The following is a 25,311-nucleotide window of genomic DNA, read 5'->3' as shown; positions in this document are numbered from 1 at the left end:
TTGTCCTCCCTTACAGATTGATCGTCGTGGGGCGCTTGCTGCGCAGCCAATAGGCGGCGAACATGCGCGTCACGGTGACGGCGGTGAAAACGCTGGTGATGATGCCGATGGTCAACACCACGGCAAAGCCCTTGATCGGGCCGGACCCGAACCAGAACATCAGCGCGGCGGCGATGACGTTGGTGATATTGGCGTCGAAAATCGCGCGGCTGGCCTCTTTATAGCCGATGTCGATCGCCTGCATCACCTTGCGCCCGCGTTTCAATTCCTCGCGTATTCGCTCGTTGATCAGCACGTTGGCGTCGACCGCCGCGCCGATGGTCAGCACGAAACCGGCGATACCCGGCAGGGTCAATGTCGCGTTGAATGCCGCCATGATGGCGATAATCATACCGATGTTAAAGATTAGGGCGATATTGGCATAGATGCCGAAACGGCCATAAACGATGATCATGAAGGTCAGCACCGCGACGGTCGCGATGATGCCGGCAATCGCGCCCTTGCGGATCGAATCGGCGCCCAGTTCGGGCGATACGGTGCGTTCTTCGACCACCGCCATCTTGACCGGAAGCGCGCCGGACCGCAGCGAGATCGACAGCGCGTTGGCGCTCGCCACCGTGAAGTTACCCGAAATCTGTGCTTGTCCGCCCAGAATCGGTTCGTTGATCGAAGGGGCCGACAGCACCTGACCGTCAAGCACCATGGCAAAACGCTTGCCGACGCTTTGCGATGTCACGCGGGCAAAGGTGTTGGACCCGCCCGAATCAAAGCGGATGTTGACCACGGGCAGCCCGCCCTGCTGGTCATAGCCTTGCTGGGCGTTGATCAACTGTTCGCCGCTGATCATCACCTGACGGCGCAGCACTTCATAGGGGACGCCGTTACCCGCACCTTCGGCATAGGGAACGATTTCGCTGCCCACCGGCACTCGCCCGGCCGCCACTTCGGCAGGGTCGGCATTTTCATCGACCATGCGGAATTCCAGCCGCGCGGTCTTGCCGATCAGTTCCTTGAGCGCTTTGGGGTCCTGAAGCCCCGGCACCTGCACGACGATCCGGTCATTGCCCTCACGGATGATCGTCGGCTCACGCGTGCCCAGCGCGTTGACGCGCTTGTCGATAATCTCGCGCGCGGTATCCATCGCGCGGTCGATCGCCTGCGCCTGCCCCGCCGCCGTCGGCGTCATCACGATGCGCGTCGTGTCGACAATATCGATGTTCCAGTCGCGCTGACCGGTCAGCGCCGCGCCCTGCGTTTCACGGAACAGCCGGTCGCGCGCGTCGTCCAACTGCTTTTGGTCGCGCACCAGAAAACTGATCTTGCCGCCTGCGGTGCTCAGATCGCCAATCGCAATATCGTCATCAGGCCCGCGCTCGCCCTTCATCGCCGTCCGCACGGTCTTTTCCATCGTCGACAACTGGGTCTTGGTCAGGTCATTGATGTCGGCTTCGAGCAGCAAATGGCTACCGCCCGCCAGATCGAGCCCCAGATTGACCCGCGCCTGAAGAAAAGACGGCAGGTTCGCCGTTACCTTTTCCGGCAACAGGCTGGGGGCCGCAAAGATAAGGCCCAGCACCATGAGGATGCTGACGCTGATAGTTTTCCAACGCGGGAAATCGAGCATAGTTTTGGTCCGATAGCAAAGCGCGGTGGGCGGCGCGCGGCCACCCGCCAGGTCAATCGTTTGCGGGCTTGCCGCCGGGTTGCAACACGTCGGACAAGGTGGACTTCACCACCTTGATCTTGACGCCCTGGGCGATTTCAACATCGGCGAAATCATCGTCAACGCGGGTGACTTTGCCGACGATACCGCCGCCGGTCACCACCTGGTCGCGCGGCTTGACCGCCGCAACCTTGGCGCGATGCTGCTTCATCCGCACCTGTTGCGGGCGGATGAGGAAGAACCAGAACACAACAAAAATCAGCAGATAGGGCACCAGCATAAGGAAACCGGCGGCTCCGCCCCCGGAACCGGCCGCCTGGGCAAGGAGTAATTGGGTCGACATGAATTGAGCAACTTTCCAATGAACAGCGGCGCCATTCCGATGGAACAGCGCGCGTCTTGATGGCGCGGCGCCTATCACGCGGGGCGCGGCGGTGCAACTGGTCGCTGCGGCCAATCCCCCCTTGGCAGGCTCCCGAAAAATAGCGACAAGGACGCCATGTTCAAGTGAGAAGCACAATGATTATCGTTCAGGGCTGGGCACGACTGCCCGACGCCGCCGCCATCACCGCCTTGGAATCGGCGGTTCAGACGATGGTCAACGCCACCCGCAAAGAGGATGGCTGCATCGATTACGCCATGGCCCGCGACATCAACGACCCGCGCCTCGTGCGGATCAGCGAAGTGTGGGACAGCGAAGCGGCGCTGACGGCGCATTTCGCCACGCCGCACATGGCCGCCTTCAACGCCGCAATGGGCGCCGCCGCGCCCGAGGCCCTGTCCATCCATCGCTACGACGTTGCCGGCGAAGCCCGGCCGCTGGTCGTGCGCGGCGAATAGCCACAGCATCTGCTTGCATCGCCGCGCCACCCGCGCTAGGGGCCTCGCCTGCCCCACGGGGCCGGTCGGGACGTAGCGCAGCCTGGTAGCGCATCACACTGGGGGTGTGGGGGTCGGAGGTTCGAATCCTCTCGTCCCGACCAATTATTTCAGGCAGATTTGACGGGTAGTACGGGCGGCGAAAGCTGCCCGTTTTCGTGAACATTTGCATTAGCCTGTTGTAAGCTTCGCCACGGAATCTCTGTAGCTACCCCTAGCAATGTCGGCGTCACTGCTGTTTACAAACATAGGTGTCCAATATGGGGTGGTTTTGTGACGGTCTGCTTTCAGGGATAAAAGGGGGAAGCGGATTCCACCTGCCGTTCCGGCCTATGACCGTGATGCGCCGGTTCAATCCTAGAAATAGCTAGCCCCAGTTATGAAGGCAAATAACAGGAAAGTTCCCAATCCAGTCATCATCAGTGCAGCTATCCCGAACATGATGGTATTTGACCAGTAGTGAAAAGGCTCGACTTTCCGTTCGAATATCCAGCCCTTGATACGAGCTTGGCCGATCTTAGCGACCGCGTGAATTGCCACCAAGCGAGTGCGGCGACTAGCAGACACAACAATTCGAACAAAACATTGCTAATCACCATAAGGTCCTCGGAAGCCGGTGTCGGCGATGCGGCTGCTTCTAGGCATGGGCGATCATCCTTGGAATGGCAACTTATGGGTCGTTAGCGGTCATTACAATATTCTCACCTAACCCGCTTATCGGCTCACTAGGATGCCGGGACCCAGCTCCATCCCTGAATCTATCCATGGCCGAACCCCACACAAAAATATCGCTGTCCTACATTATCCCTATATGGTTCGTTTATCTCCTTTGTTGAACCAAGGAGAATATCATGCCGAACCTTATATCCATCGACAGTCTGATCGCAGACGTCATCGACCGCGAGGGGTATTATAGCAACCATCCCGCTGATCGCGGCGGGCCGACGCGGTGGGGGATCAGCGAGGCCGTGGCGCGGGCGCAGGGCTATGACGGGGCGATGCGTCAGCTTCCGCGCAGCGAGGCCGAAGCCATTTATCGCCGCATCTATTGGCTGCGTCCGCGCTTTGATGAAGTGGCGCGGCGCGCGCCCGCCATTGCCGCCGAACTCTTTGATACCGGGGTCAATATGGGAACCGGCGTCGCCATCGGCTTTCTTCAGCGCGCGCTCAATGCCCTCAACCGTTCGGCGCGCGACTATCCCGACATCAGTGTCGATCGCGTCATCGGCCCGCGCACCATCTCGGCGCTCGACGGCTTTTTGAAGGCGCGCGGGAGCGGCGGCGAGACGGTGCTGCTGCGCGCAATCGAGGCCTTGCAGGGCGAGCGTTATATCCACCTTGCCGAACGCCGACCGAGCCAAGAGGCCTTTCTTTATGGCTGGCTCGCGAACCGGATTGGTTCCTGAGCAAGGAGCGCAACACAGGGGGTGCCTAGTGTGACCTTTGTGACCTTTCGCCCAAAATAGGAGAATAAAATGAGCATTATCGACGGCCTGATCAGCCCCATTGCCAAACTGATCGACAAAATCATTCCCGACCCCGAAGCGCGTGACCGCGCCAAGCTGGAACTGCTCAAACTGCAGGGCAGTCAAGAGATGGAGACGATCCGCACGCAAATGTCGGCGATTGTCGCCGAGGCCAACAGCGCCGACCCCTGGACCAGCCGCGCCCGCCCCAGCTTTCTCTATGTCATGTATGCGCTGTTGCTCTGGGCCATCCCGATGGGCCTGATCGCCGCCGTCCGCCCCGACATGGCGCAGGGCATTGCGGCGGGCATGAACGCCTATCTCGCCGGCATCCCCGAACCGCTCTACGCGCTCTTTGGCACCGGCTATCTCGGCTACACCGCCGCGCGCAGTTGGGGAAAGGCCAAGGGGGTGGAGATATAGAATGGCCATATCTGGCGGAAATGCGCGGGAAAGGAACCTTCACGGCTGGGTTTCGTAGATAGGGCATCCACCGAAAACTCTGGGAGCCACCATGCAAGCGCCGTTAGACCTGATCACGTCCAAACTGAACGGCTTTGCCAACGGCTTCTTTCTTCAACTTCCCAACATCGCCGCCGCGATCGGTTTTCTTGTTCTGGCATGGCTCGCCGCGCGCCTCCTCGCCGTTGGCATAGCGCGCTTGGCGGCGCGGCGCGGGCGACGCGATCTGGGGCAATTGCTCGGGTCGCTGGCCAAGGGCGCGCTATTGATAGCGGCGGGCCTGTTCGCGGCGGCGATTGTCTTTCCCAGCGTCAATCCGGGCGATATCGTCGCGACGCTGGGCATCGGATCGGTCGCTATCGGCTTTGCATTCAAGGATATTTTGCAGAATCTGCTCGCCGGACTGCTGCTGTTGATCCGCCGCCCCTATCAGCGCGGCGACCAGATAGTCGTCAAGGGTTTTGAAGGCACCGTCGAATCGGTCGAAAGCCGCGCGACGCTGATCAAAACCTATGACGGGCGCCATGTCATCATCCCCAATGGCGATGTCTATACGTCGCCGGTGGTGGTCAACACCGCCTATGACAAGCGCCGCGACGATTTCATCATCGGCATCGGCTATGGCGACAAGCCATCGGCCGCCGCTGAAATTTTCCGCGAGGCCATCGGCAAAGTTGAGGGCGTGCTCGCCGATCCGGCGCCCGAGGTTCTGCCCTGGGCGCTCAATGACAGCACCGTCGACCTCAAGGCCCGTTGGTGGGCGGGGTCAAAGCAGACCGACCAGACCCATGTCCGCGCGCGTGTCGTGCTGGCTATATACGAAGCCGCCGCCGAACAGGGCATCGACCTGCCCTTCCCGACCCAGATCATGCTGTTCCACGACCAGACCGAAGAAGGCGACGGCGACCGCACCCAACAGCGCGAAGGCTGGCCCGCAGGCGACAAGCCGCCCAAGGCCCGCCGTCTCGAAGCGGTGCGCGAGGCCGCGCCTGCCGACGCCAAGGGCTAACCGGCGAGCGCGGTCTTGACTGCCGCCACGGCAGCTTCCGCCGCGCCGCCATCGGGACCGCCACCTTGCGCCATGTCGGGACGGCCTCCGCCGCCCTGTCCACCCAGCGCCGCCACCGCCAGCTTCACCAGCTCGACGGCGCTGTGCGTAGCGGTCACATCGCCGGACACCCCGACCGCAACCGACGCGCGGCCATCATTCACCGCGACCAGCATCGCGACGCCCGACCCGATCTGCTTCTTCATCTCATCCACCGCGCCGCGCAATCCCTTGGGGTCGAGCCCCTCAACGACCTGCGCCAGAAACGCCGTGCCGCCAATCTCCTCAACCGCAGGCCCGCTCGCCGCGCCAGCCCCGCCGCCCATCGCCAGCGCCTTCTTCGCCTCGGCCAGTTCGCGCTCGGCCTTCTTCAACGCATCGCTCAACGCCGCCACGCGGGCGGGCACATCGTCAGGCGCGGTTTTGAGCGTCGCCGCCGCCGCTTTCAACGCCTCTTCGCGCGCCGTCAGCCATTGCCGTGCGGCCTCACCCGTCAGCGCCTCGATCCGCCGCACGCCCGACGACACGGCGCTCTCGCCAACAATCTTGAACAGCGCAATATCGCCCAGCGCCCGCACATGCGTACCACCGCACAGCTCGACCGAATAACTATGCTCGCTCCCCTGTCCCATGCTCAGCACGCGCACTTCGTCCCCATATTTCTCCCCGAACAGCGCCATCGCACCCGCTTCGATCGCATCATCGGGGGTCATCAACCGCGTCGTCACCGCGTCATTGCCGCGGATCTGCGCGTTCACATCGACCTCGACCGTCGCAATCTCGTCCGGCGTCAACGCTTTGGGATGCGAATAGTCAAAGCGGAACCGGTCAGCGGCAACCAAGCTGCCCTTTTGCGTAACATGCCCGCCCAGCCGCTCACGCAGCGCGGCGTGCAGCAAATGGGTGGCGCTATGATTGGCGCGAATGCGATTCCGCCGCCCCTCATCGACCGTCATATGCACTGCATCACCGACCTTGATGCTGCCCGCCGTCAGCTTCGCCTGATGCGCATGGAGCCGCCCCAATGGCTTGGCGGTTTCCGCAACCTCGGCCTGCAATCCTGCGGGGGTCCAGATTCGGCCGCTGTCACCCATCTGCCCGCCGCTCTCCCCATAAAAGGGGGTCTGGTTGGTCAGCACAACCACCTCGTCCCCCTTGGCGGCCTCTTCGACCGGCGCGCCATCCTTGATCAACGCGAGGACCGTGCCTTCGCCTTCGCTAGCCTCATAGCCGATGAATTCGGTGCTGCCATGCGTCTCGGCAAGGTCGAACCAGATTTCGTCAGACGCCTTTTCTCCGCTTCCCTTCCACGCCGCGCGCGCTGCCGCTTTTTGCTGCGCCATCGCGCTGTCAAATCCGGCGCGGTCGACCGAAATGCCCTGCAAACGCAGCGCATCCTCGGTCAGATCATAGGGGAAACCAAAAGTGTCATAGAGTTTAAAGGCAACATCACCCGCCAGCGTCGCGCCTTCGCTCATGCCCGTCGTTGCATCCTCCAACAGCCGCAACCCCTTGTCGAGCGTCTGGCGGAATTTCACTTCCTCGCGCTCCATCGTCTCGCCGATCAGCGGCTGGGCGCGGATCAGTTCGGGATAGGCCGCGCCCATTTCGGTGGTCAGCGACGGCAACAGGCGATGCATCAACGGATCCTTCGCGCCCAGCAGATGGGCATGACGCATCGCACGGCGCATGATCCGCCGCAGCACATAACCGCGCCCTTCGTTCGAGGGCAGCACGCCATCGGCAATCAGGAAACTCGACGCGCGCAGATGGTCGACAATGACGCGATGGCTCGACCGGTTCGCGCCCTCGGCTGGAACGCCGGTCTGGTCGACCGACGCCGCGATCAGCGCCTTGAACGTGTCGGTATCATAATTGTCATGAACGCCCTGCAAAACTGCGGCAATCCGCTCCAGTCCCATGCCGGTGTCGATGCTCGGACGCGGCAAATCAACGCGGTCGCCTTCGCCGCGCTGGTCATATTGCATGAACACCAGATTCCAGATTTCGACGAAGCGGTCGCCATCCTCATCGGGCGATCCGGGCGGGCCACCGGGGATATGATCGCCATGGTCATAGAAGATTTCGCTGCACGGCCCGCACGGCCCGGTGTCGCCCATCGACCAGAAATTATCATTGGTCGCGATACGGATGATGCGCTCGTCGGGCAGACCAGCGATCTTTTTCCACAGCGCAAATGCCTCGTCATCGGTGTGAAAAACGGTGACGGTCAGCTTGTCGGCGGGGATGCCCCAAACCTTGTGCACCAACGTCCAGGCATGAAGAATCGCCTGTTCCTTGAAATAATCGCCAAACGAGAAATTCCCCAGCATTTCAAAGAATGTATGGTGCCGCGCGGTGAAGCCGACATTGTCGAGGTCATTATGCTTGCCGCCCGCGCGAACGCATTTCTGCGACGAGGTGGCGGTCGTGTACGGGCGCTTTTCCAGACCGGTAAAGACATTCTTGAACGGCACCATGCCCGCGTTGATGAACATCAGCGTCGGGTCATTATGCGGCACCAGCGGCGACGATGGTACGATATGGTGGCCCGCCCCGGCGAAATAGTCGAGGAATGCGCGGCGAATGTCATTGGTCGAGGTCATGGCCGCGAATTAGGGGCTTTGACGCGATGCGACAAGTCGCGAAGTGTCGTTGCGCGCAATTGCCTGACCAATTCAGAAGTCAGTGGCGATGCCTTTGCCCAGATAACAGGGCAATTTGTGCAACACATCGGCCTTGGGCACCCCCTCTTCCATCATCGACGCGGGCACTTCGGACGTGTCGGTGCGGACGATGCTGAACGCCGATCCCGGTGTCGCGCGATGCACCACCAGATAGCCACAATCCATCGCGCCATCGGGCCGGTCGCCGCGAAAATCAAAGGCGGCATACAGTCCGGGGGGCTGACCTGCCGGGTTGGGGTACCAGGTCAGGCGCAGGATGCGGATCGTCCCGTCGGCCCACAGGCCGTCGCGTTTGCGCAGGTTCATTTCCCATTCGAGCCGCGGCGTATTGGCCTGCATCGACAGTCGCAGCATCGCATAGGCCGCCGCATAGTCACGGCGAGCCAAGGCTTTGGTAAAATCGACGATGCGCGCCATCGCTTGCGCTTCATCGGACTCACTGGCGTGAAAATCGCTGGTGTCAGGCGAGACATGCCGCTCAACCTCTGGCCCAAGTGCCGGATGCCCTTGAGCCATCGCAGGCGAGGCGCCGGTCATCGAGAGGATGACCGCACCCACCAAAATCGTCAGCCGCTGCCACTCAATAGGCATAATAGGCGCCGCCCTTTTCACGCGCGCGCTTCCACGCCGGGCGCGCGTGGGCTGCGGCGACAAAAGCAGCGAGTTTGGGATAGCGATCGCCCATGCCCTGCATCACTGCAATCTCGGCGGGAAAGCTTAGCATGATGTCGGCGGCGGAAAGATGATCGCCAATAAAGCAGCCATTGTCGCCAATCCGCTGCTCCATATAGGAAAAATGAGAATTCAACTGCTCATCAATACGCGGATTCAAGGGCGCGGCGGCATCGCCCAGACGACTGGTATAAAGCCGCAACAGAACCGGCGTCATCGCCGACCCTTCGGCAAAGTGCAGCCATTCGAGGTGGCTGATATGATCGTCCGTCCCGCGCGCCGGAACCAGATCAGAGCCGCCCAGTTGCTCGCACACATATTCGGTGATCGCGCCCGATTCGATAATCACGCGCCCATCATGCTCCAGCATCGGCGACTTGCCGAGCGGATGCACCGCGATCAGTTCGGGCGGAGCGAGGTTGGTCTCCGCATCACGCTGATAATATTTAATCTCATAAGACGCGCCAATTTCCTCCAGCAGCCAGAGGATACGCTGCGAACGGCTGTTGTTCAGATGGTGGACGATGAGGGACATGATTTTCTCCTTGGGGTTTAGCGGATTGCGTTGCGATGAATGAGCGCGGCAAGCTCGCGGACCAATTTGGCGCCAACAATCGCGGTGACACCGCCGATGTCGCGGCCCGGATGATGTTCGACAATGTCCGCGCCAACTATGGGGGCTCGCTGCCGGTCGAGCACGGCCAGCAATTCGCGCACAGTCAAACCGCCGGGTTCGGGATGGGCGACACCCGGCGCCGCTGCCGGATCGAGACCATCAAGATCGATCGATATATAAAGCGGACCATCGAGCACTGGTACCAATGTCGCGGCAAATGAGGTCATAGGAATGACTTCGACTCCAAAGCGCTTCGCCTGTTCGTCACAATGGCGATTCATCGTGCGGATGCCGACCTGAACCAGACGCGAGGCGAACCCGCGCTCACAAATGCGGGCAAAGGGCGAAGCATGGCTGCGCGGATTGCCTTCAAAATCATCATAGAGATCGGGGTGTGCATCGAAATGTAGGATGTTAAGCGCGCCGAAACGGTTCGCGACGGCCTCGACAAGCGGGAGGCTCACGGCATGGTCGCCGCCCAGCGCAAGCGGCACTTCGCCGCTTTCAAGCAGCATAGCGACATGGCGGCCAATTGCGGCGTCGTCCGACGCCACATCTTCGGTGAGTGGCAGATCGCCATCATCGACAAAGGCAATGTCGCGTCCGATTTCGAGCCCGCTTTCGCTCGCCAAATTACCGCGATCACTCCACAGCGCGGCGCGAATGGCGGCGGGGCCACCCGCAGCGCCGCGTTCAAAAGAGCTATTCACATCGGTGGGTAAGCCAAACAGGCGGATCGAAGACATAGGGCGTTGTATGCGGCCTGGTTACGCGCAACAAGGGGCACCAGCATCTAAGCCAATCCCTCGTAAAAACGCCTATCTACTATACCGACTAGGCGATGGCTGACACCGGGACCATAGCCAGAGGCCATGGTGAGAGGGGCAGATGCCAGCCATCGTTCAGGACGCAAGGTGTCCCGATATCGTTCCGCGCCACCAACAAGGAGGACGCGTCGAGGCAATTATTTATCGTCGTCGTTATCGCTGCTATCGTCCGGCCCGGTCATCATCTCCTCGGCCACTTCATCGGTACGGCCGCGGATCGCCTGTTCCAGCCGCTCCATCAGTTCGGGATTTTCCTTGAGGAAATTCTTGGAATTTTCGCGGCCCTGACCGATGCGGATCGAGTCATAGCTGAACCAGGCACCCGATTTCTCGACAAGCCCCGCCTTGACACCAAGGTCCAAAATCTCGCCAATTTTCGAGATACCCTGCCCGTACATGATGTCGAATTCGACCTGCTTGAACGGTGGCGCGACCTTATTCTTGACCACTTTGACACGCGTCGAGTTGCCGACAATATCATCGCCATTCTTGATCTGGCCGGTACGACGAATATCGAGCCGGACGCTGGCATAGAATTTCAGTGCGTTGCCCCCGGTCGTGGTTTCGGGGTTGCCGTACATCACGCCAATTTTCATCCGCAGCTGGTTGATGAAAATGACCATGCAGCGCGAACGGCTTATCGAACCGGTCAGCTTGCGCAGCGATTGCGACATCAACCGCGCCTGCAGGCCGACATGGCTGTCGCCCATTTCGCCTTCGATTTCGGCGCGCGGCACCAGCGCGGCGACCGAATCGATCACCAATATGTCAATCGCGTTTGATCGCACCAGCGTATCGACAATCTCCAGCGCCTGTTCGCCAGTATCGGGCTGTGACACGATAAGCTCGTCAATATTGACTCCGAGCTTGCGGGCATAGACCGGGTCGAGTGCATGTTCGGCATCGACAAAGGCCGCGGTTCCGCCGGTTTTTTGCGCTTCGGCAATGGCGTGCAAGGCCAGCGTCGTTTTACCCGAGCTTTCAGGCCCGTAAATTTCGATCACGCGGCCACGCGGTAATCCGCCAACGCCCAGCGCAATATCGAGCCCCAGCGATCCGGTCGAAATCGATTCGACCTGCATCGCTTCCTTCGACCCCAATTTCATCACCGAGCCTTTACCAAAGGCGCGATCTATCTGCGCGAGCGCGGCGTCGAGCGCCTTTTGTCTGTCCATGCTATTCACTGATTTCCCCGTTTCGACGAGTGACAATTGACCGGCCATAACCGTACCCCTCCTGCTCTAAAGCGAAGCCCGAAGCATCGCAACGCCAGACCGGTGTACAGCATTTGTTCTCTGCGAACAAGAGGGGAACATTATTGGATTTACGCCATTAATCATTCGCGCCCTTGGTTTTATTCGGTCCGGGCCAGCAGATCCTTCAGCACCGAATCGATCTCGACCAGCCGGAACGGCTTGGACACCAGCCCCCGCTGTTGATGCGCCGCCGGAATAACATCGCCGCCACCGGTCGTGAACGCAAAGGGAATATGCCTTTCGGCCAAGACATCGGCGAGCGGCCAGACCTTTTGTTCGCCCAGATTGATGTCGATCAGCGCCGCCGAAATATGGCCGAGGGCAATCGCGACCTCGGCATCTTCGACCGTCGTCGCCTGCACCGACTCTGGAAACCCCAACGCCTCGAGCATATCGGCCAGCATCATGCCAATAAGCACATCATCCTCGACGATCAGAATTTTCCCGACCTCAGCCATTATCACCGATCCGACGCGCCACACGATTTAGAGTGTCGAGCGTCGCCTCGGTCAATTGCACCACAGAGAAAGGTTTGGGCAAAAAGGCCACATCGTCAATGTTGATCGATTGGCGTAACTGTTCCTCGGCATAGCCCGACATAAACAATACCGGCAGGTCGGGCCGCTCGCTGCGAATTTTCCGCACCATCGCCGGACCATCCATCGTTGGCATCACGACGTCGCTGATAATCAGGTCAATCTTGTCATTGTCGGCAAAGCGCTCAAGCCCCTCTTCGCCTTGAGAGGCCGTGATGACAGTATAGCCCGCGCGAACGAGGGCGCGCTCGGCCACGGCACGGACAATATCTTCATCCTCAACCAGCAAGATCGTCCCGCTGCCCCATTCCTTGCGCTTTTCGGGCGGCGGCAGGGTCGTCGGCTTGGCGGGGGCCGTTTCGGAGCGATGGACGGGCAGATAGATAGTGAAAAACGACCCCTCCCCCGGCTTGGTATCGGCGAAAATATAACCCGCTGATTGTTTGATGATTCCATAGACTGTGGACAGGCCAAGGCCCGTGCCCTTGCCCACATCCTTGGTGGTAAAAAAGGGTTCAAACACCTTGGGCAGCACATCGGCAGGAATGCCCGTCCCCGTGTCGCTGATCTTGAGCGCGCAATAATCGGCGGGCGGCATGATTTCATTGCTCATACGGCGAACTTCGGCAGCCGACACCATATAGGTTTCGATGGTCAGCGTGCCACCGCCCGGCATCGCATCGCGCGCGTTTACGGCCAGATTGACAATCACCTGCTCCAGTTGCCCCGGATCGGCGCGCACCGCGCCCAGGTCACGCCCGTGCCGCACCGACAATTCGATCCGTTCACCGAGCAACCGCTTGAGCAAATGTGAGACCTCTGAAACCACATCGGGCAATTGCAGGATTTGCGGTCGCAACGTCTGTTGACGCGAAAAGGCCAGCAACTGCCGGGTCAGGCTGGCAGCACGATTGGCGTTACTGCGAATTTGCTGAATATCGTCATAATCGCCATCGCCCGGCGTATGACGCATCAGCATCAGGTCGCAACTGCCCAGAACGGCCGTCAAAATATTGTTGAAGTCGTGCGCCACGCCGCCCGCGAGCTGACCCACCGCCTGCATTTTTGACGCTTGCGCCACTTGTCGCTTCAACCGCGATTCCTCGCTGCTGTCCTTCAAACTCAGCAACACCGTCGCTTCGCCCAGCCCGCGCACACCAACGATCCGCATCGGCACCGGATCATCGGGCTGAACGGTCAGCCGGATCGATAGGTCGCCGCCCGCTTGCTGCCCCCCGCTGTGGCGGCGAATCATGTCAGAGAGCGGCCCCTTGTCCTCAGCGACGACAAGGTCGCCGGGATAGCGGGGACGCTTGTCATCGGACTGGCCGGCGGCGCGCGCGAACGCCTTGTTCATATAAATGAACCGACCATCACGATCGACCATCGCCAGCCCAAAGGGCAGCATGGACACCAGTGTCTCGACGTAGTTTTGGGCCGCTCCGCGTTCCACGGCGCCGGTCGCTTCATCGATCAGGACAATCAGCACCGGCGCATTGGCATCGGCGGGGGCCAATGGGATCTGGAGCAAGCGGACAGGCGGAGCTTTCTCGCCCTCGCGATCAAAAAACAAGGCCCCATTGTCGTCAAGGCGCAGCATGGCGCCAATGTCACGTCCGGCATAGGGACCGGCAGCATCCCCCAAAGCACGCAGCAGAAAGGCGCTGTTGGCAACCCGCAACCGCCCTTCGGTATTGACCAATGCGGCCATAATCCCCGCTTGCCCCAGCGTCAGCCCGGCCGGCCCGTCCAGATGGCGGATAATCTCCGTGGCAAGGTCCAACCGTTCCTCAGAGGCAAAGCGCCACACCAGATAATCTTCGGCCTGCCCCGCGCGGACGACCTGTGCCCGCAAACGCAATGTTCCCATCACCAGATCGTCGACGCTACCTTCGCCGTCACGCCAAGCCGCACGACCGGCATTTTTCAAAAGCTCGGCCCCGCGTCCCTGCAATGGCAATCCGGGTGGTGTTGCAAAACCGTTGAACCAGCTTGCAAACAGATCATTCGCACACACCAACCGTCCGGCCCGGTCGGTGACGGCAATTGCAATGTCGTCATGGTCCAGCGCCTGACGCAACATGGTCCAGTCGGGAACATTTGCCTCGACTCCGGCTTCCACCGGAAAAAATCGACGAAACAGGATCAATCCCGCCGCTGCAACAGCGACGCCAGCCGTAAATCCGGCAGCGATCACCCAATCGCGCGTTGCCCAGAACAGCAAACCGACCGACGTCAATATCAGGACGCCGATCATCGCCACATCAAGCCGCGACAAGGCAGGCACAGCAAGCAGGTCGCCGACCGGGCCAGTCGCCATTCTTCGGTTAGCAGAAGAGGATGACAGACTGTCCGCGGTCAACGAAATTCCCTTATATGTTTGGCGCTACCAGATGCGGACGCGATCCGTCGGTGCCAGATAGAGTTTCTGGTCTGCTGACACTTGGAACGCTTCATACCACGGGTCAAGATTGCGAACGACCCAAGCGCGCTGGATCGACGGGCTGTGCGGGTCGGTCAGAAGGCGCTGCATCAGATTGGCCTCGCGATAATTACGCCGCCATATCTGAGCCCAGCCAAGATAGAATCGCTGATCGGCAGTCATCCCGTCGACCACCGGGGGGGTCTTGCCGTCGAGGCTGCGGATATAGGCATCGTGCGCGACCGTCAGACCGGCAAGGTCGGCGGTATTCTCACCCAGTGTCAAATGGCCGTTGACGTGCTTGCCGGGCAGCGGCTCATAGGCGTCATATTCCTTTGCCAACGCCTCAGTCCGGGCGTTGAACGCAGTGACGTCGGCGGGGGTCCACCAATCGCTGAGCTCGCCCTTTTCATTATATTTGGCGCCTTGATCGTCGAAGTGATGCGACAATTCATGTCCAATCACAGCGCCGATGCCACCATAATTGACCGCATCGTCGGCATTGGGATCAAAGAAGGGCGGCTGCAGGATCGCGGCGGGGAAGACGATCTCTACCATCGGGGGATTGGCATAGGCGTTCACTGTCATCGGCGTCATGCCCCACTCCCAGCGCTGGAGCGGCTTGCCAAGATGGCCGACATTATAGTCATTGGCCCAGATATTGGCACGCCAATTATTGCCAAAGGCGTCGCCCTGATCGATCTCTAGCCCCGAATAATCCTTCCACTGATCGGGATAACCGATCTTCGGTTTAAAGGCCGCCAGCTTGGCGTGCGCCCGCACCTTGGTTTCGGGGGTCATCCAGTCCAGCTTGTCGAGCCGCGCATCCATCGCCGCGATGATATTTTTGACCAAAGTGTCCGCCGCCGCCTTGGTCGCGGGCGGGAAATATTTGGACACATAGATTTTGCTCACTTCGTCGTCGAGCGCCGCCGAGGTAAACTGCACCGCGCGCTTCCAGCGTGCCTCCTGTTCGGGCGTGCCAGATAAAGTAGTGCCGTAAAACGCAAAATGCTCATCATCGAAGGCCTTGGGCAGCACATCGGAGAAATTGTCGAGACTGCGGATCATCAGCTGGTCGCGCAGCACAGCGACCGGCGTCTTGCCGACCAGCGCCGCGATGCCTTTCACGGCTGATGGCTGGGCAACGATCAGACTGTCGACGTCCATCCCTTGGCCCTTGAGCCAAGTCGCGAAGTCGAATCCGGGGGCCATTTGCGCCAATTCGGCCAGCGTCATCTTGTTATAGGTTTTGGTCGCGTCGCGGCTTTCGGTACGTGTCCAGCTGGCATTGGCGACCCCGGTTTCGAAATCGAGCACCGCCTTGGCGCGCGCTGCCGCATTGGGTTCGCCCGCCAATGTCATCACTCTGGTCAGATGCGCCAGATAGGCCGCTCTGGTTTTGACGAGTTTTGCATCGTCGCTGAGATAATAGTCGCGGTCGGGCATCCCAAGGCCCGACTGGAACATGGTGACCGCATAGATTTGGGGATGCTTGTCATCCTGTCCGACATAGCCGCCAAACGGAGCCTTGATCCCGGCACGGCTGCCTTCGCCAACCACCGCTGCATAAGTATCGCGGGTGATGCCTTTCACCTTGGTCAGCCAGCCTGCGATCGGGGTCAGGCCCTTGGCGTCGATCGCGTCACGATCAAGATAGGTCGCATAGGCACGACCGATATTCGAGTTGGGGTCCTTGGCCGCCGCTTCCAAAATGTCCTTGGTCCGCGATTCGGAAAGGTCGGCGAGGACACTGAAAGAGCCATAGTTCGACTTGTCGGATGGAATCGCAGTATTCTTGGCCCAGGTGCCATTGGCATAGGCATAAAAATCATTGCCTGGTGTCACACTGGTATCCATCCCGGCGGTGTCGAAACCATAGTCACCAAACTCCGGCTTGCCCTTTTGCGATGCGGCCGCGTCAGTGGAGGCGGCGCTGTCGCCTGTGTCCGCTGCTATGCTGCCAGCACTCGGAAGGGCGGTCAGCGCAAGCGCCAGTGCGCTCGTCACCAACAGGCGCGAAGATTTTACCAATTTTGTCATGAACTGCTCCCAATAAGTCTTCATCCGTCACGGCCTGCCAAAGTCAGACCGTCGGAACATGGCCTTGCTATAGTCTGCTCGCCAATCGGTTCAACCGTGAGGCAGGTCGCTCGTCGATGAATCAAGTCGTTTGTCGGCGCGCATCCGTGCCATCTTGCGACGCCAGCGCAGGCGAATCCAATTGTCCCAGATCACCGATGCAAGAATATAGCCAACAATCGACGCAATGACCGAGATGATAAACAATCCGGCCACCATCGCCGGTGCCGCGTCTGATACGAACCAGCGCGTCCACTCCCCAATGCTTGCCCCATTGTCGGCCAGCACTGTAAATGTCTGAATATCGGCATGCAAACCGGTGGCGCGATTGCCCAGCCAGACAGATCCGGCCAGAATGAACGGCGTGGTCGCCGGGTTCGACAGGAACGTCATCGCCGCGCCGATCGGAATATTGGCGCGAAACGGCAGCGCCAACAAAGCCACACCAAGAATTTGAACACCCGGGATCAGAAAGAAGATGCCGATAAACAGCCCCAAAGCGACTCCGCGCGGCACCGACGTGCGGGTGAACCGCCACAAATGACTATGCGCAACACGATGCGCGAACGGCCGGACAAAGCGGCTGGCGAGCAGCTCGTCACGCGTCGGCGAGTTGCGGCGGACCCAGTTCATGAATCCGGCCTTCTTGGGGGCTTCGGGTGTTTCGGTCATCCGCGCTCTTTCATCAGGCGTTGCTTGTCGCGCTTCCAGTCACGCTCTTTGATCGATTCGCGCTTGTCATGCGCCTTCTTGCCCTTGGCAATCGCCAGTTCAACCTTTGCCCGGCCACGGCTGTTGAAGTAGACCGACAGCGGCACCAGTGTCATGCCCTGCCGCGCCACGGCGGCGTGCATCTTGTTAATCTCTCGCCCATTGAGCAACAGCTTGCGCGGGCGTTTCGGTTCATGGTTGAACCGGTTGCCATGGCTGAATTCGGGGATATTGGCGTTGATCAGCCAGACCTCATTACCCTTCACCTCGGCATAGCTTTCGGCAATTGTCCCTTCGCCAAAGCGCAGCGATTTAACCTCTGTCCCGTGCAGCGCGATTCCGGCCTCGAACACCTGATCGATGGCAAAATCAAAGCGCGCGCGCCGGTTTTCGGCGACGACCTTTTTCTTGTCGAATTCAGCGGCTGACTGCGGGCGTGCCATGACCGGTCCTACACCAGCCCTGCATGGATAAGCGCCGCATCAACCGCCGCTCGCGACGCCGGCGAAGCGGCCATAATCGGCAAACGCACTTCAGGGTCGAAACCATCCAGCACCCGCGACAAGGCATATTTCACCGGACCGGGCGACGCATCGGTGAACATCGCTTGATGCAGCGGGAACAAGCGGTCGTGCAATTGCAACGCGGCGGCCCAGTCACCCGTCTGGCAGGCGGAGGCAAATTTTGCGCAAAGGCCGGGCGCGACATTGGCCGTCACCGAAATGCAGCCCGCGCCGCCCATCACAGCATGAGCCAGCCACAAATCATCATTGCCGCTCAACTGGCAAAAACCAGCACCAGCACCGGCCCGCTGTAACGACACGCGCGCCAAATCGCCGCTCGCATCTTTGATGGCGACGACCGACGGGATCTCCGCCAGTTTGCACATCGTATCGGCATGGATATCAGTAACGGTACGCCCGGGAACATTGTAAACGACAATCGGAATGTCACAGGCGGCAGCCAGCGCCGCATAATGGGCGATCAGGCCATCCTGAGTCGGGCGATTATAATAAGGGGCAACGACCAGCGCCGCAGCGGCACCGGAGGATTGGGCGTGGCGCATGTGGCGAATGGCCGTGGCCGTGTCGTTTGATCCGCACCCTGCAATAACCGGTACCCGACCATCAGCCGCGGCAATACAGGCGTCAATCACCTGATAATGCTCGTCAAAGCTCAAGGTCGGGCTCTCACCCGTCGTACCGCACGGAACAAGCGCGCTCGTCCCCTCGGCAATCTGCCAATCAACCAACCGCGCAAAAGCGGCGTCGTCGAACGCCCCATCGCGAAATGGTGTCACCAAGGCCGGAATTGACCCTGAAAACATCCCAGACTCCTTTACAATTCCACGAATTAGCCGATAGAATTGGCCATCGCGCACGCCCATGGACGCCTATTCAGCGTCCCGCAAGGAGTTTGCCACTAGCATGGCTCACATGAAATCTCTTCCCAATATTTCCCGCCTTGCCCTCGCTGCGGCGTTGTTGTTGCCCGCTGTTGCTCATGCGAGCGAGCTGACACCCGATCAAATGGCCTGGTACCGCGCCCAAATGGGGCTCGCTGCTACAGCCGCTCCGCCGAGCTCGCCCAACTCGGTCGGCGATGCCGTTATGGAATGGCGACGCCTGACACAAGATAGCGGCGCATCATTCGACACATTGTCGCGCTTCCTGCTTGCCAATCGCGACTGGCCCGACGCCGCCAAAATGCGCGTGCGGGCTGAAAAGGCAATCGCTGTCGACAGCTTCGACCCGGCGCGAACACTCGCCTTTTTCAATAGCTATCCGCCGCGCACCGCCAGCGGCGAACTCCGCCTTGCGCTGGCTCTCAATGCCACCGGTCGCCGCGACGAAGCCAATGCCGCTGTCCGCAAGGCGTGGACCAGCGGCACGCTTGACGAGTCCGAAGAAAGCCGCGTCTTGTCGCTCTTCCCCGGCGCGCTCAGCCTCGCCGACCATGACGCGCGCATGGACAAATTATTGTGGTTGAACGCCACCTCAGCCGCCGGTCGTCAGCTTGGCTTCACCTCGGCGTCGAAGCGCGCTGTTTTCGCGGCACGGCTGGCGATGCGGACCAACGCCGTCGACGCGGCCCTGCAAGCCGCCTCGGTGGAAAGCGCAGACCCCAGCCTGACCCGCACCGATCCCGGCTATATTACCGCCAAGGCAACATGGCTGCGCAAAGCGGGCCGCACGCGCGATGCTCAAGCATTACTGGCGGCCCCGCGCGCGCTCAAATCGGCGCCAACCGATGCCGAGGAATGGCTCGAAACCCTGCTGACCAATGCGCGACTGGCTGATTCCGGCGGCGACAAATTCACCGCCTATAATATCGCCCGTCAGCTTGATGACGCACTGCCCGCTGGCACCGTAGTGCGTGAAACGCCGCTAGGTGTGCGCGATGATTATACCTCGCTGGCTTGGCTGGCCGGCACGTTGGCGCTCAACGACTTGCGCCGTCCGGCGGAGGCCGTTGCTTTGTTCCGCGCCTATGGAGACGCTGCCCGTTCCGCGCAGACGCGCACCAAAGGCTATTATTGGGCCGGTCGAGCCGCATTGGCGGCGGGCGACAATGCCACCGCCAAGGCCGATTTTTCCAATGCCGCCCAATATTATGATCAATTTTATGGCCAGTTATCGCTCGAACGACTGAACAAACCTCAACCGCGTCCCGTGAACGAGCCATCGACCCAGATTAGCGCCGCCGACAAGACGGCCTTTGACGATGACCGATTGGTGCGGGCGACGCGCGCGCTGGGTGAAATTGGGGCATGGCGTGAACAATCCTTGTTTCTGCGCGCGCTCGCCAACCGCGCATCATCGCCGACCGAGCATGTGCTGGCGGGACAGCTGTCAGCCGCCATCGGGCGGCCTGACCTTGGCGTGATGATTGGCCGCAGTGCGCAGGCCAACAGCATGGATGCGGTGGAGATGATGGGCTTTCCCACCGTCCGCATTCCGGCGGGGCAAGAGAGTAACTGGACCTTCATCCACGCCATTTCGCGTCAGGAAAGCCAGTTTGACAAGGCGATTGTCAGCCACGCCGGTGCGCGCGGATTGATGCAGTTGATGCCCGGAACGGCGCGCGAAGTTGCTGGCAAGCTGGGCCTCTCATACAACGGCGGCGCTCTGACCACCGACACCAATTACAACATCACGCTGGGTTCGACCTATTTCCAACAGATGCTGCGTTATTTTGATGGCAGCTATCCGCTGGCGGTAGCCGCCTATAATGCGGGGCCGGGCAATGTGAACAAATGGCTGCGCGCCAACGGCGATCCGCGTAACAGCGGCGTCGATATAATCGACTGGATAGAGGCTATCCCGATTTACGAGACACGCAACTATGTTCAGCGGGTGCTGGAAAATGCAGTGGTTTACGACACGTTGCGCGAGAAAGACCACCCATTGCCGAACAATCCGCTCAGCTTTTATCTCGGCAAAACCACACCCGGCTGACCTTTGTGGCGGGCGAACGCAGCAACATCATCAGCCCAACAGGATTCGCCGCACTGCGCGCCGAATATGACGCGCTGTTCGGCGACGAACGCCCCAAGCTGGTCGAGGTCATCAGTTGGGCCGCGGGCAATGGCGACCGCAGCGAAAATGGCGACTATATCTATGGCCGCAAACGGCTGCGCGAGATCGACCGGCGCCTATCCTTCCTTTCCCGCCGGATGAAGGCGGCACGCGTCATCGACCCGGCCGAACAGCCCGACAAGAGTCGCATCTGGTTCGGCGCAACGGCCGAACTCGCCGATGAAGAGGATGAGCGGCGCATTGTCAGTCTGGTCGGCGATGACGAGGCCGACGCAGGCACCGGCCATATCGGCTGGAACAGCCCCCTCGCCCGCGCCCTACGCGGCGCGGCTGTGGGTGATTTGCGAACGGTACAACTTCCAGCCGGAGCCAAGGAGTGGGAGGTCGTTACGATCACCTATCCCGCAAAGGTCAAGGAATAGCGGACCGTCACGGCCGGTGGCCGTATTTGGTGTCAAAGCTCGATAAATGCCGCCGCGATTGCGCCGTTGCTTATTTCAACAAGACCGGAACAATCCACACAGCGGACAAGATGATGATGGCAAACAACAGCGATCCGCCCAGCACATAGCGCACATTATGGCCGGTCACGCCGCCACTGGCTTCCTCTGTATCTACCTCAACATGGTCGTCGACAATTTTCATGGAAATGCTCCCTAATTTGCCGCCCCTGCTGTGCCTGCATATCATGCACGGCGTCTTTCCGCACGGCAAAACCGGAAAGAACCTTCTGACCGGGGCAACCGCTTCATATTTGTATAAGATGCCAGAGGGTCGGTAAGCCGGGTTCTGTCCCTCCCCTTGCGGGGAATGGGCGATCATTCCTCTAGGCCGGCGGTTACCCGACGGCTCCAGCAGTCAACCCGGATGACGGGCCGGAACCAGCCTTGGGGTTGCCCCCATGTCATCCCTATTCGACCTTGCTCCCGGTGGGGTTTACCATGCCGCGCCTGTTACCAGCCGCGCGGTGCGCTCTTACCGCACCCTTTCACTTTTCGCCGGGCCAAAGCCTTGGCGATCTACTCTCTGTGGCACTTTCCCTAAGGTCACCCTCGCCGGACGTTATCCGGCACCGTGGTCTCCGTGGAGCCCGGACTTTCCTCCCCCGGCGGGATACCCCACCGGCGGCGATCGCCTGACCCTCTGGCAAGGCGCGCTATAACGGCAGTTCTTCTGTTTGGCGAGTGGCTCCGCGCATGTCTCTCGCGGCCAGCGAAGACTTGTCTAAGCCCCGTCGCCTTCGGGCTGTGGCAGCAACAACGCCAGCAATATTGCGCGGCTCTCGCCATCGATGGTCCCGTCGATCAGTTCGGGGCGAAAGCGCCTTTGAAAGGCAACGGTAGCGGCAAAGCCATCGGTCACATCATAACCGAACCGCTCGAGCGCCAACAGGAAACCGGCATCGGTCCACAAAGGATCGGTGAGCCTCTTGGTCGGACGCGGCAGCGCGAGGCGGCGGCGCGCCAGTTCGTCCCACGGGAAAAGCTCGCCGGGGTCCTGTTTGCGCGTCGGGGCGATGTCCGAATGGCCGATGACATTGCCGCGCGTGATTTCGTACCGGTCCTTGATCTGGTGGACGAGCCGGACGACCGATGCGACTTGCGGGTCAGGAAAGGGCACATAGCCCCATTCATGCCCGGGATTGACGATTTCAATGCCAACGCTGGCCGAATTGATGTCGCTTTGTCCGCGCCAGTGCGATTTTCCGGCGTGCCAGGCACGTTTGTCTTCGGGCACCATGACAGTAATCTGGCCGTCCTCGCTCACGACATAATGCGCCGATACTTTGGCGTCAGGATCAGCAAGGCGATCGATCGCTTCGGCACCGGATTTCATTCCCGTATAGTGAAGCACAATCAGGGAAATCGGCAACGCGCGCTCGTCGAAATTGGGCGACCAACGCTCAATAAAATCGCTCATGCTTTCACTCGCCCATCAACGCCCGATCCGGCCTCTACCGCCGCATCTGCCCTGCGCCTCTGCCGTCAGAAATGCAAGCCAAGCGGGGACTTCAGGCCGCGTTGCGGTCGAACGCGGCGCGCCGCATTTGCTGGTTGGCAGGCTCATAAAGTCCGCGCAAACGGGGGCTCGCGACAAATTGGTCGGTCTGACCCAAAACCGTTTCACCCGCACCAAGAACCAGAAAGCTCTGCGCGGCACCAGCGGCGCGCAATCGCGCAAAGGCCTTTCGCCGCATGTCAGGCGAGAAATAGAGTAATAGATTGCGGCAAAAAATCAGATCAGCCGGATCAGACAGCGGCGGCCGGTCGGTCAACATATTCTGCACCGAAAATTCGACCCGACGGCGCAAGTCAGCTTTGGCCAGCCAGCCCGCGTCGGTCTGGTCAAACCAGCGCACCATGCGGTGGACCGGCAGACCGCGCTGAATCTCGAACTGGCTGAACAGGCCAACGCGGGCGCGCGATATGGCATGATAGCTGACATCGGTGCCGACAATTTCGATCGTCCAGCCGCGCCATTTATCGGGCCGTTCGGCAAATTCCATCGCCAGCGAATAGGCTTCCTGCCCAGTAGAAACCCCGCAATGCCAGATTGTAATCCGGCGCTCCTGCGCCTTGATTACGCGCAGCCGGTCGAGCGCGGATTGCGCGGTATCGTCAAACAGGCTGTGTTCGCGATAGAAAAAGGTCTCATTGTTGAGCATTGCATCGACCGTGTCGTCGAGCAAATGGCGGCTTGTCGATGTCACAAGCGCCGCAACCAGCGCGTCAAGATCGGCAATGCCATGCCGTGTCATTACCGGTTTCAGCGACATTTCGATGCGCCAGATACGGTTCGGCGACAATGTCTGTCCGGTGCGTGATTCGAGCACGCCCATCAGGACACGATAGGCCGAGTCATTCGATCCGCTCATGATCTGCGCTCTGCTTTGTTGGCGATAATGCCCAGCATCACCGCGATAGCATCGGGGTTAAGCGTCGCGGCGGCAATACCCGACTTGCTGACCGCACCGGGCATACCCCAGACGACGCAGCTTTCGGGCGCCTGCGCAAAAATCGTACCGCCAGCCCTCTTTAACCGGGCCGCGCCATCGGCCCCGTCGCGCCCCATCCCGCTCAGGATCACGGCGACACTATGCGCGCCATAGCTGTCGGCCATTGAAGCCAGCATCGGGTCTGCCGACGGGCAGCATCCGCTGGCCATCGGCTGCGTGTCTAGTGCAATTTCCACATGCCGTCCGCTGCGAACCGTCCGCATATGACTGCCGCCCGGTGCCAGATAAATATGGTGCGGCTCGACCCGCATTCCAGCCTCGGCAACCTTGACATGACGCTGTGTCAGCGTGGCGATTTGGCGGGCATAATAACCGATAAAAGCATCCGGCAAATGCTGGGTTAGTAGGATCGGAGCGCCTATGCGCGGATCCAGATGGGTCAGAAAGCTGGTGAAAGCAGGAATGCCGCCCGTCGATGCCGCCACTGCAATACATTCCAGCGGCCCATCAAGGTCGAACGGCGGTTGTGCGGCCGTCGCAGCAGGAGCACGAACAGCGGCGGAAGACCCCGACGTCATACGCGACCGGTGGCCCAATGCCAGAATCCGCTCGATCAGTTTTTCAGCGAAGCCGCCCGAGAAACTACCGCGCCCCGGTTTGGCCAGCGTGTCGCTGGCGCCAAGCGACAGCGCCTCGATTGCCGCTGGTCCGCCTTCCTCGCAATTGGACGACAATATCAGCACGCGCGAATTTTCGGCAAGCTCGAGGATGTGGGGCAGCGCAGTGATCCCGTTCATGCCCGGCATTTCGATATCGAGCAGGACAACATCCACGGGTTCGCATGACAAAAAGGTCAGCGCGTCCTGCGCCGATGCAACCGAGGCAACAACTTTCAGCCCCTCACGCGAATCGATGATGCGTTCAAGAATGCTGCGAACGACAAGGCTGTCATCGACAAGCATGACCCTGACCGTGCGAAGATCGGGCGTCATCTCCCGACCGGCAGCCGATTGATTGATGGATTGGTGTCGGCTCATCGGGCCGCTCAGGCCACGCCGACCAGTTGCAGCTTTCCTTCCAATGTTTCGCGGTCAAAGGGCTTCATGACATATTCGTCGGCCCCTGCCTCGATAGCCGCCCGGATATGATCGATGCTGTTTTCGGTGGTGCAAAAAACCACGCGCGGCCGTTCTTCATGGCCATAGTCCAGATCATTGAACAGGGTCAGAAACTCCATCCCGCTCATCACCGGCATGTTCCAGTCGAGCAAGATCACGTCGGGACGGTTGTTGCGGCAATAGGCCAGCGCTTCCTGCCCATCGGCGGCTTCGACGACCGTAAAGGCCATCCCTTCCAAGATGTGGCGCGCGACCTTGCGAATCACTTTGCTGTCATCAACGACCAGGCAATATTTTGTCATTCTAGAACTCCCGGGGACCCTCATCGTCGCTTGTAAACCGCAAACCGTATTCACCGCGTTAATGCCCTG

24 protein-coding genes, 1 tRNA gene and 1 other RNA gene are annotated in these 25,311 nt (G+C 60.3%); 7 read left to right on the top strand and 19 right to left on the bottom strand.

The window, feature by feature from the left end:
- Positions 1-10: 10 nt before the first annotated feature.
- Complete coding sequence (gene secD, locus ACR3XE_RS06640; RefSeq protein ID WP_473698410.1) at positions 11-1,624, bottom strand: protein translocase subunit SecD; 1,614 nt, start codon at positions 1,622-1,624, stop codon at positions 11-13.
- A gap of 52 nt (positions 1,625-1,676) precedes the next feature.
- A complete protein-coding gene (gene yajC / locus ACR3XE_RS06635) occupies positions 1,677-2,006 on the bottom strand; it encodes a preprotein translocase subunit YajC (protein WP_473698411.1) in 330 nt (109 codons plus the stop codon).
- Positions 2,007-2,182: 176 nt separating this feature from the next.
- Between yajC and ACR3XE_RS06630 the strand changes: the two genes are divergently transcribed.
- The 5 genes from ACR3XE_RS06630 to ACR3XE_RS06610 all read left to right on the top strand — a co-directional run bounded on the left by ACR3XE_RS06630 (position 2,183) and on the right by ACR3XE_RS06610 (position 5,479).
- A complete protein-coding gene (locus ACR3XE_RS06630) occupies positions 2,183-2,503 on the top strand; it encodes a putative quinol monooxygenase (RefSeq protein ID WP_473698412.1) in 321 nt (106 codons plus the stop codon).
- 66 nt (positions 2,504-2,569) lie between these two features.
- A tRNA-Pro gene (locus tag ACR3XE_RS06625) sits at positions 2,570-2,646 on the top strand.
- 747 nt (positions 2,647-3,393) lie between these two features.
- Positions 3,394-3,948: a glycoside hydrolase family 108 protein gene (locus ACR3XE_RS06620; RefSeq protein WP_473698413.1), complete on the top strand. Its 555-nt coding sequence runs from the start codon at positions 3,394-3,396 to the stop codon at positions 3,946-3,948.
- Between the two features lie 69 nt (positions 3,949-4,017).
- Entirely contained in the window at positions 4,018-4,431 is a 414-nt protein-coding gene (locus tag ACR3XE_RS06615) for a holin family protein (protein ID WP_473698414.1), read from the top strand.
- Positions 4,432-4,522: 91 nt separating this feature from the next.
- Complete coding sequence (locus ACR3XE_RS06610) at positions 4,523-5,479, top strand: mechanosensitive ion channel family protein (protein WP_473698415.1); 957 nt, start codon at positions 4,523-4,525, stop codon at positions 5,477-5,479.
- On the opposite strand, the gene alaS is transcribed toward ACR3XE_RS06610, so the two are convergent.
- The 11 genes from alaS to dapA all read right to left on the bottom strand — a co-directional run bounded on the left by alaS (position 5,476) and on the right by dapA (position 18,654).
- Positions 5,476-8,124 carry an alanine--tRNA ligase gene (gene alaS / locus ACR3XE_RS06605; RefSeq protein ID WP_473698416.1) on the bottom strand — a complete coding sequence of 883 codons (2,649 nt, stop codon included), beginning with the start codon at positions 8,122-8,124 and terminating at the stop codon, positions 5,476-5,478. The two genes, ACR3XE_RS06610 and alaS, sit on opposite strands and share 4 nt — an antisense overlap.
- Positions 8,125-8,196: 72 nt before the next feature.
- Positions 8,197-8,796 (bottom strand): hypothetical protein, encoded by a 600-nt coding sequence (locus ACR3XE_RS06600; protein WP_473698417.1) that lies wholly within the window; start codon positions 8,794-8,796, stop codon positions 8,197-8,199.
- Positions 8,786-9,412: a glutathione S-transferase family protein gene (locus ACR3XE_RS06595; RefSeq protein WP_473698418.1), complete on the bottom strand. Its 627-nt coding sequence runs from the start codon at positions 9,410-9,412 to the stop codon at positions 8,786-8,788. Before ACR3XE_RS06595 ends, ACR3XE_RS06600 begins: the two co-directional genes overlap by 11 nt.
- A 17-nt stretch (positions 9,413-9,429) precedes the next feature.
- On the bottom strand, positions 9,430-10,239 hold the full coding sequence (speB, locus tag ACR3XE_RS06590) for an agmatinase (RefSeq protein WP_473698419.1): 810 nt from the start codon (positions 10,237-10,239) through the stop codon (positions 9,430-9,432).
- 218 nt (positions 10,240-10,457) lie between these two features.
- Positions 10,458-11,543, bottom strand: coding sequence for a recombinase RecA (recA, locus tag ACR3XE_RS06585; protein ID WP_473698420.1), 1,086 nt, complete (start codon positions 11,541-11,543; stop codon positions 10,458-10,460).
- A gap of 131 nt (positions 11,544-11,674) precedes the next feature.
- Positions 11,675-12,034 carry a response regulator gene (locus ACR3XE_RS06580; protein WP_473698421.1) on the bottom strand — a complete coding sequence of 120 codons (360 nt, stop codon included), beginning with the start codon at positions 12,032-12,034 and terminating at the stop codon, positions 11,675-11,677.
- On the bottom strand, positions 12,027-14,432 hold the full coding sequence (locus ACR3XE_RS06575) for a hybrid sensor histidine kinase/response regulator (RefSeq protein WP_473700344.1): 2,406 nt from the start codon (positions 14,430-14,432) through the stop codon (positions 12,027-12,029). Before ACR3XE_RS06575 ends, ACR3XE_RS06580 begins: the two co-directional genes overlap by 8 nt.
- Before the next feature lie 66 nt (positions 14,433-14,498).
- Positions 14,499-16,577 carry a M13 family metallopeptidase gene (locus tag ACR3XE_RS06570; RefSeq protein ID WP_486185995.1) on the bottom strand — a complete coding sequence of 693 codons (2,079 nt, stop codon included), beginning with the start codon at positions 16,575-16,577 and terminating at the stop codon, positions 14,499-14,501.
- A gap of 90 nt (positions 16,578-16,667) precedes the next feature.
- Entirely contained in the window at positions 16,668-17,288 is a 621-nt protein-coding gene (locus ACR3XE_RS06565) for a DUF2062 domain-containing protein (RefSeq protein WP_473698422.1), read from the bottom strand.
- Entirely contained in the window at positions 17,285-17,770 is a 486-nt protein-coding gene (gene smpB / locus ACR3XE_RS06560; protein WP_473698423.1) for an SsrA-binding protein SmpB, read from the bottom strand. The genes ACR3XE_RS06565 and smpB overlap by 4 nt, the downstream gene beginning before the upstream one ends.
- Before the next feature lie 8 nt (positions 17,771-17,778).
- On the bottom strand, positions 17,779-18,654 hold the full coding sequence (gene dapA / locus ACR3XE_RS06555; protein ID WP_473698424.1) for a 4-hydroxy-tetrahydrodipicolinate synthase: 876 nt from the start codon (positions 18,652-18,654) through the stop codon (positions 17,779-17,781).
- Positions 18,655-18,763: 109 nt separating this feature from the next.
- Between dapA and ACR3XE_RS06550 the strand changes: the two genes are divergently transcribed.
- Together ACR3XE_RS06550 and greB are read left to right on the top strand one after the other, a co-directional pair.
- Positions 18,764-20,785, top strand: a complete 2,022-nt coding sequence (locus ACR3XE_RS06550; protein WP_473698425.1) for a lytic transglycosylase domain-containing protein — start codon at positions 18,764-18,766, stop codon at positions 20,783-20,785.
- 5 nt (positions 20,786-20,790) lie between these two features.
- Entirely contained in the window at positions 20,791-21,288 is a 498-nt protein-coding gene (gene greB / locus ACR3XE_RS06545) for a transcription elongation factor GreB (RefSeq protein ID WP_473698426.1), read from the top strand.
- Positions 21,289-21,358: 70 nt separating this feature from the next.
- Here the strand turns inward: greB and ACR3XE_RS06540 are convergent, their stop codons facing one another.
- The 6 genes from ACR3XE_RS06540 to ACR3XE_RS06515 all read right to left on the bottom strand — a co-directional run bounded on the left by ACR3XE_RS06540 (position 21,359) and on the right by ACR3XE_RS06515 (position 25,242).
- Positions 21,359-21,511 (bottom strand): hypothetical protein, encoded by a 153-nt coding sequence (locus tag ACR3XE_RS06540; protein ID WP_473698427.1) that lies wholly within the window; start codon positions 21,509-21,511, stop codon positions 21,359-21,361.
- A 117-nt stretch (positions 21,512-21,628) separates the two neighbouring features.
- Positions 21,629-22,013: RNase P RNA component class A (gene rnpB, locus ACR3XE_RS06535), an RNA gene on the bottom strand.
- Positions 22,014-22,090: 77 nt separating this feature from the next.
- Positions 22,091-22,786 carry an N-acetylmuramoyl-L-alanine amidase gene (locus tag ACR3XE_RS06530; protein ID WP_473698428.1) on the bottom strand — a complete coding sequence of 232 codons (696 nt, stop codon included), beginning with the start codon at positions 22,784-22,786 and terminating at the stop codon, positions 22,091-22,093.
- Positions 22,787-22,877: 91 nt separating this feature from the next.
- Positions 22,878-23,741 (bottom strand): CheR family methyltransferase, encoded by an 864-nt coding sequence (locus tag ACR3XE_RS06525; protein ID WP_473698429.1) that lies wholly within the window; start codon positions 23,739-23,741, stop codon positions 22,878-22,880.
- Positions 23,738-24,859: a chemotaxis-specific protein-glutamate methyltransferase CheB gene (cheB, locus tag ACR3XE_RS06520; RefSeq protein ID WP_486185994.1), complete on the bottom strand. Its 1,122-nt coding sequence runs from the start codon at positions 24,857-24,859 to the stop codon at positions 23,738-23,740. The genes ACR3XE_RS06525 and cheB overlap by 4 nt, the downstream gene beginning before the upstream one ends.
- Before the next feature lie 8 nt (positions 24,860-24,867).
- Positions 24,868-25,242, bottom strand: coding sequence for a response regulator (locus tag ACR3XE_RS06515; protein WP_486185993.1), 375 nt, complete (start codon positions 25,240-25,242; stop codon positions 24,868-24,870).
- Positions 25,243-25,311: the final 69 nt, after the last annotated feature.

It is taken from the genome of Sphingopyxis sp. 10G20-10 (assembly GCF_057365075.1).
Note: the sequence above shows the minus strand (reverse complement) of the source record. Positions and strands in the feature narration are given on the sequence as shown.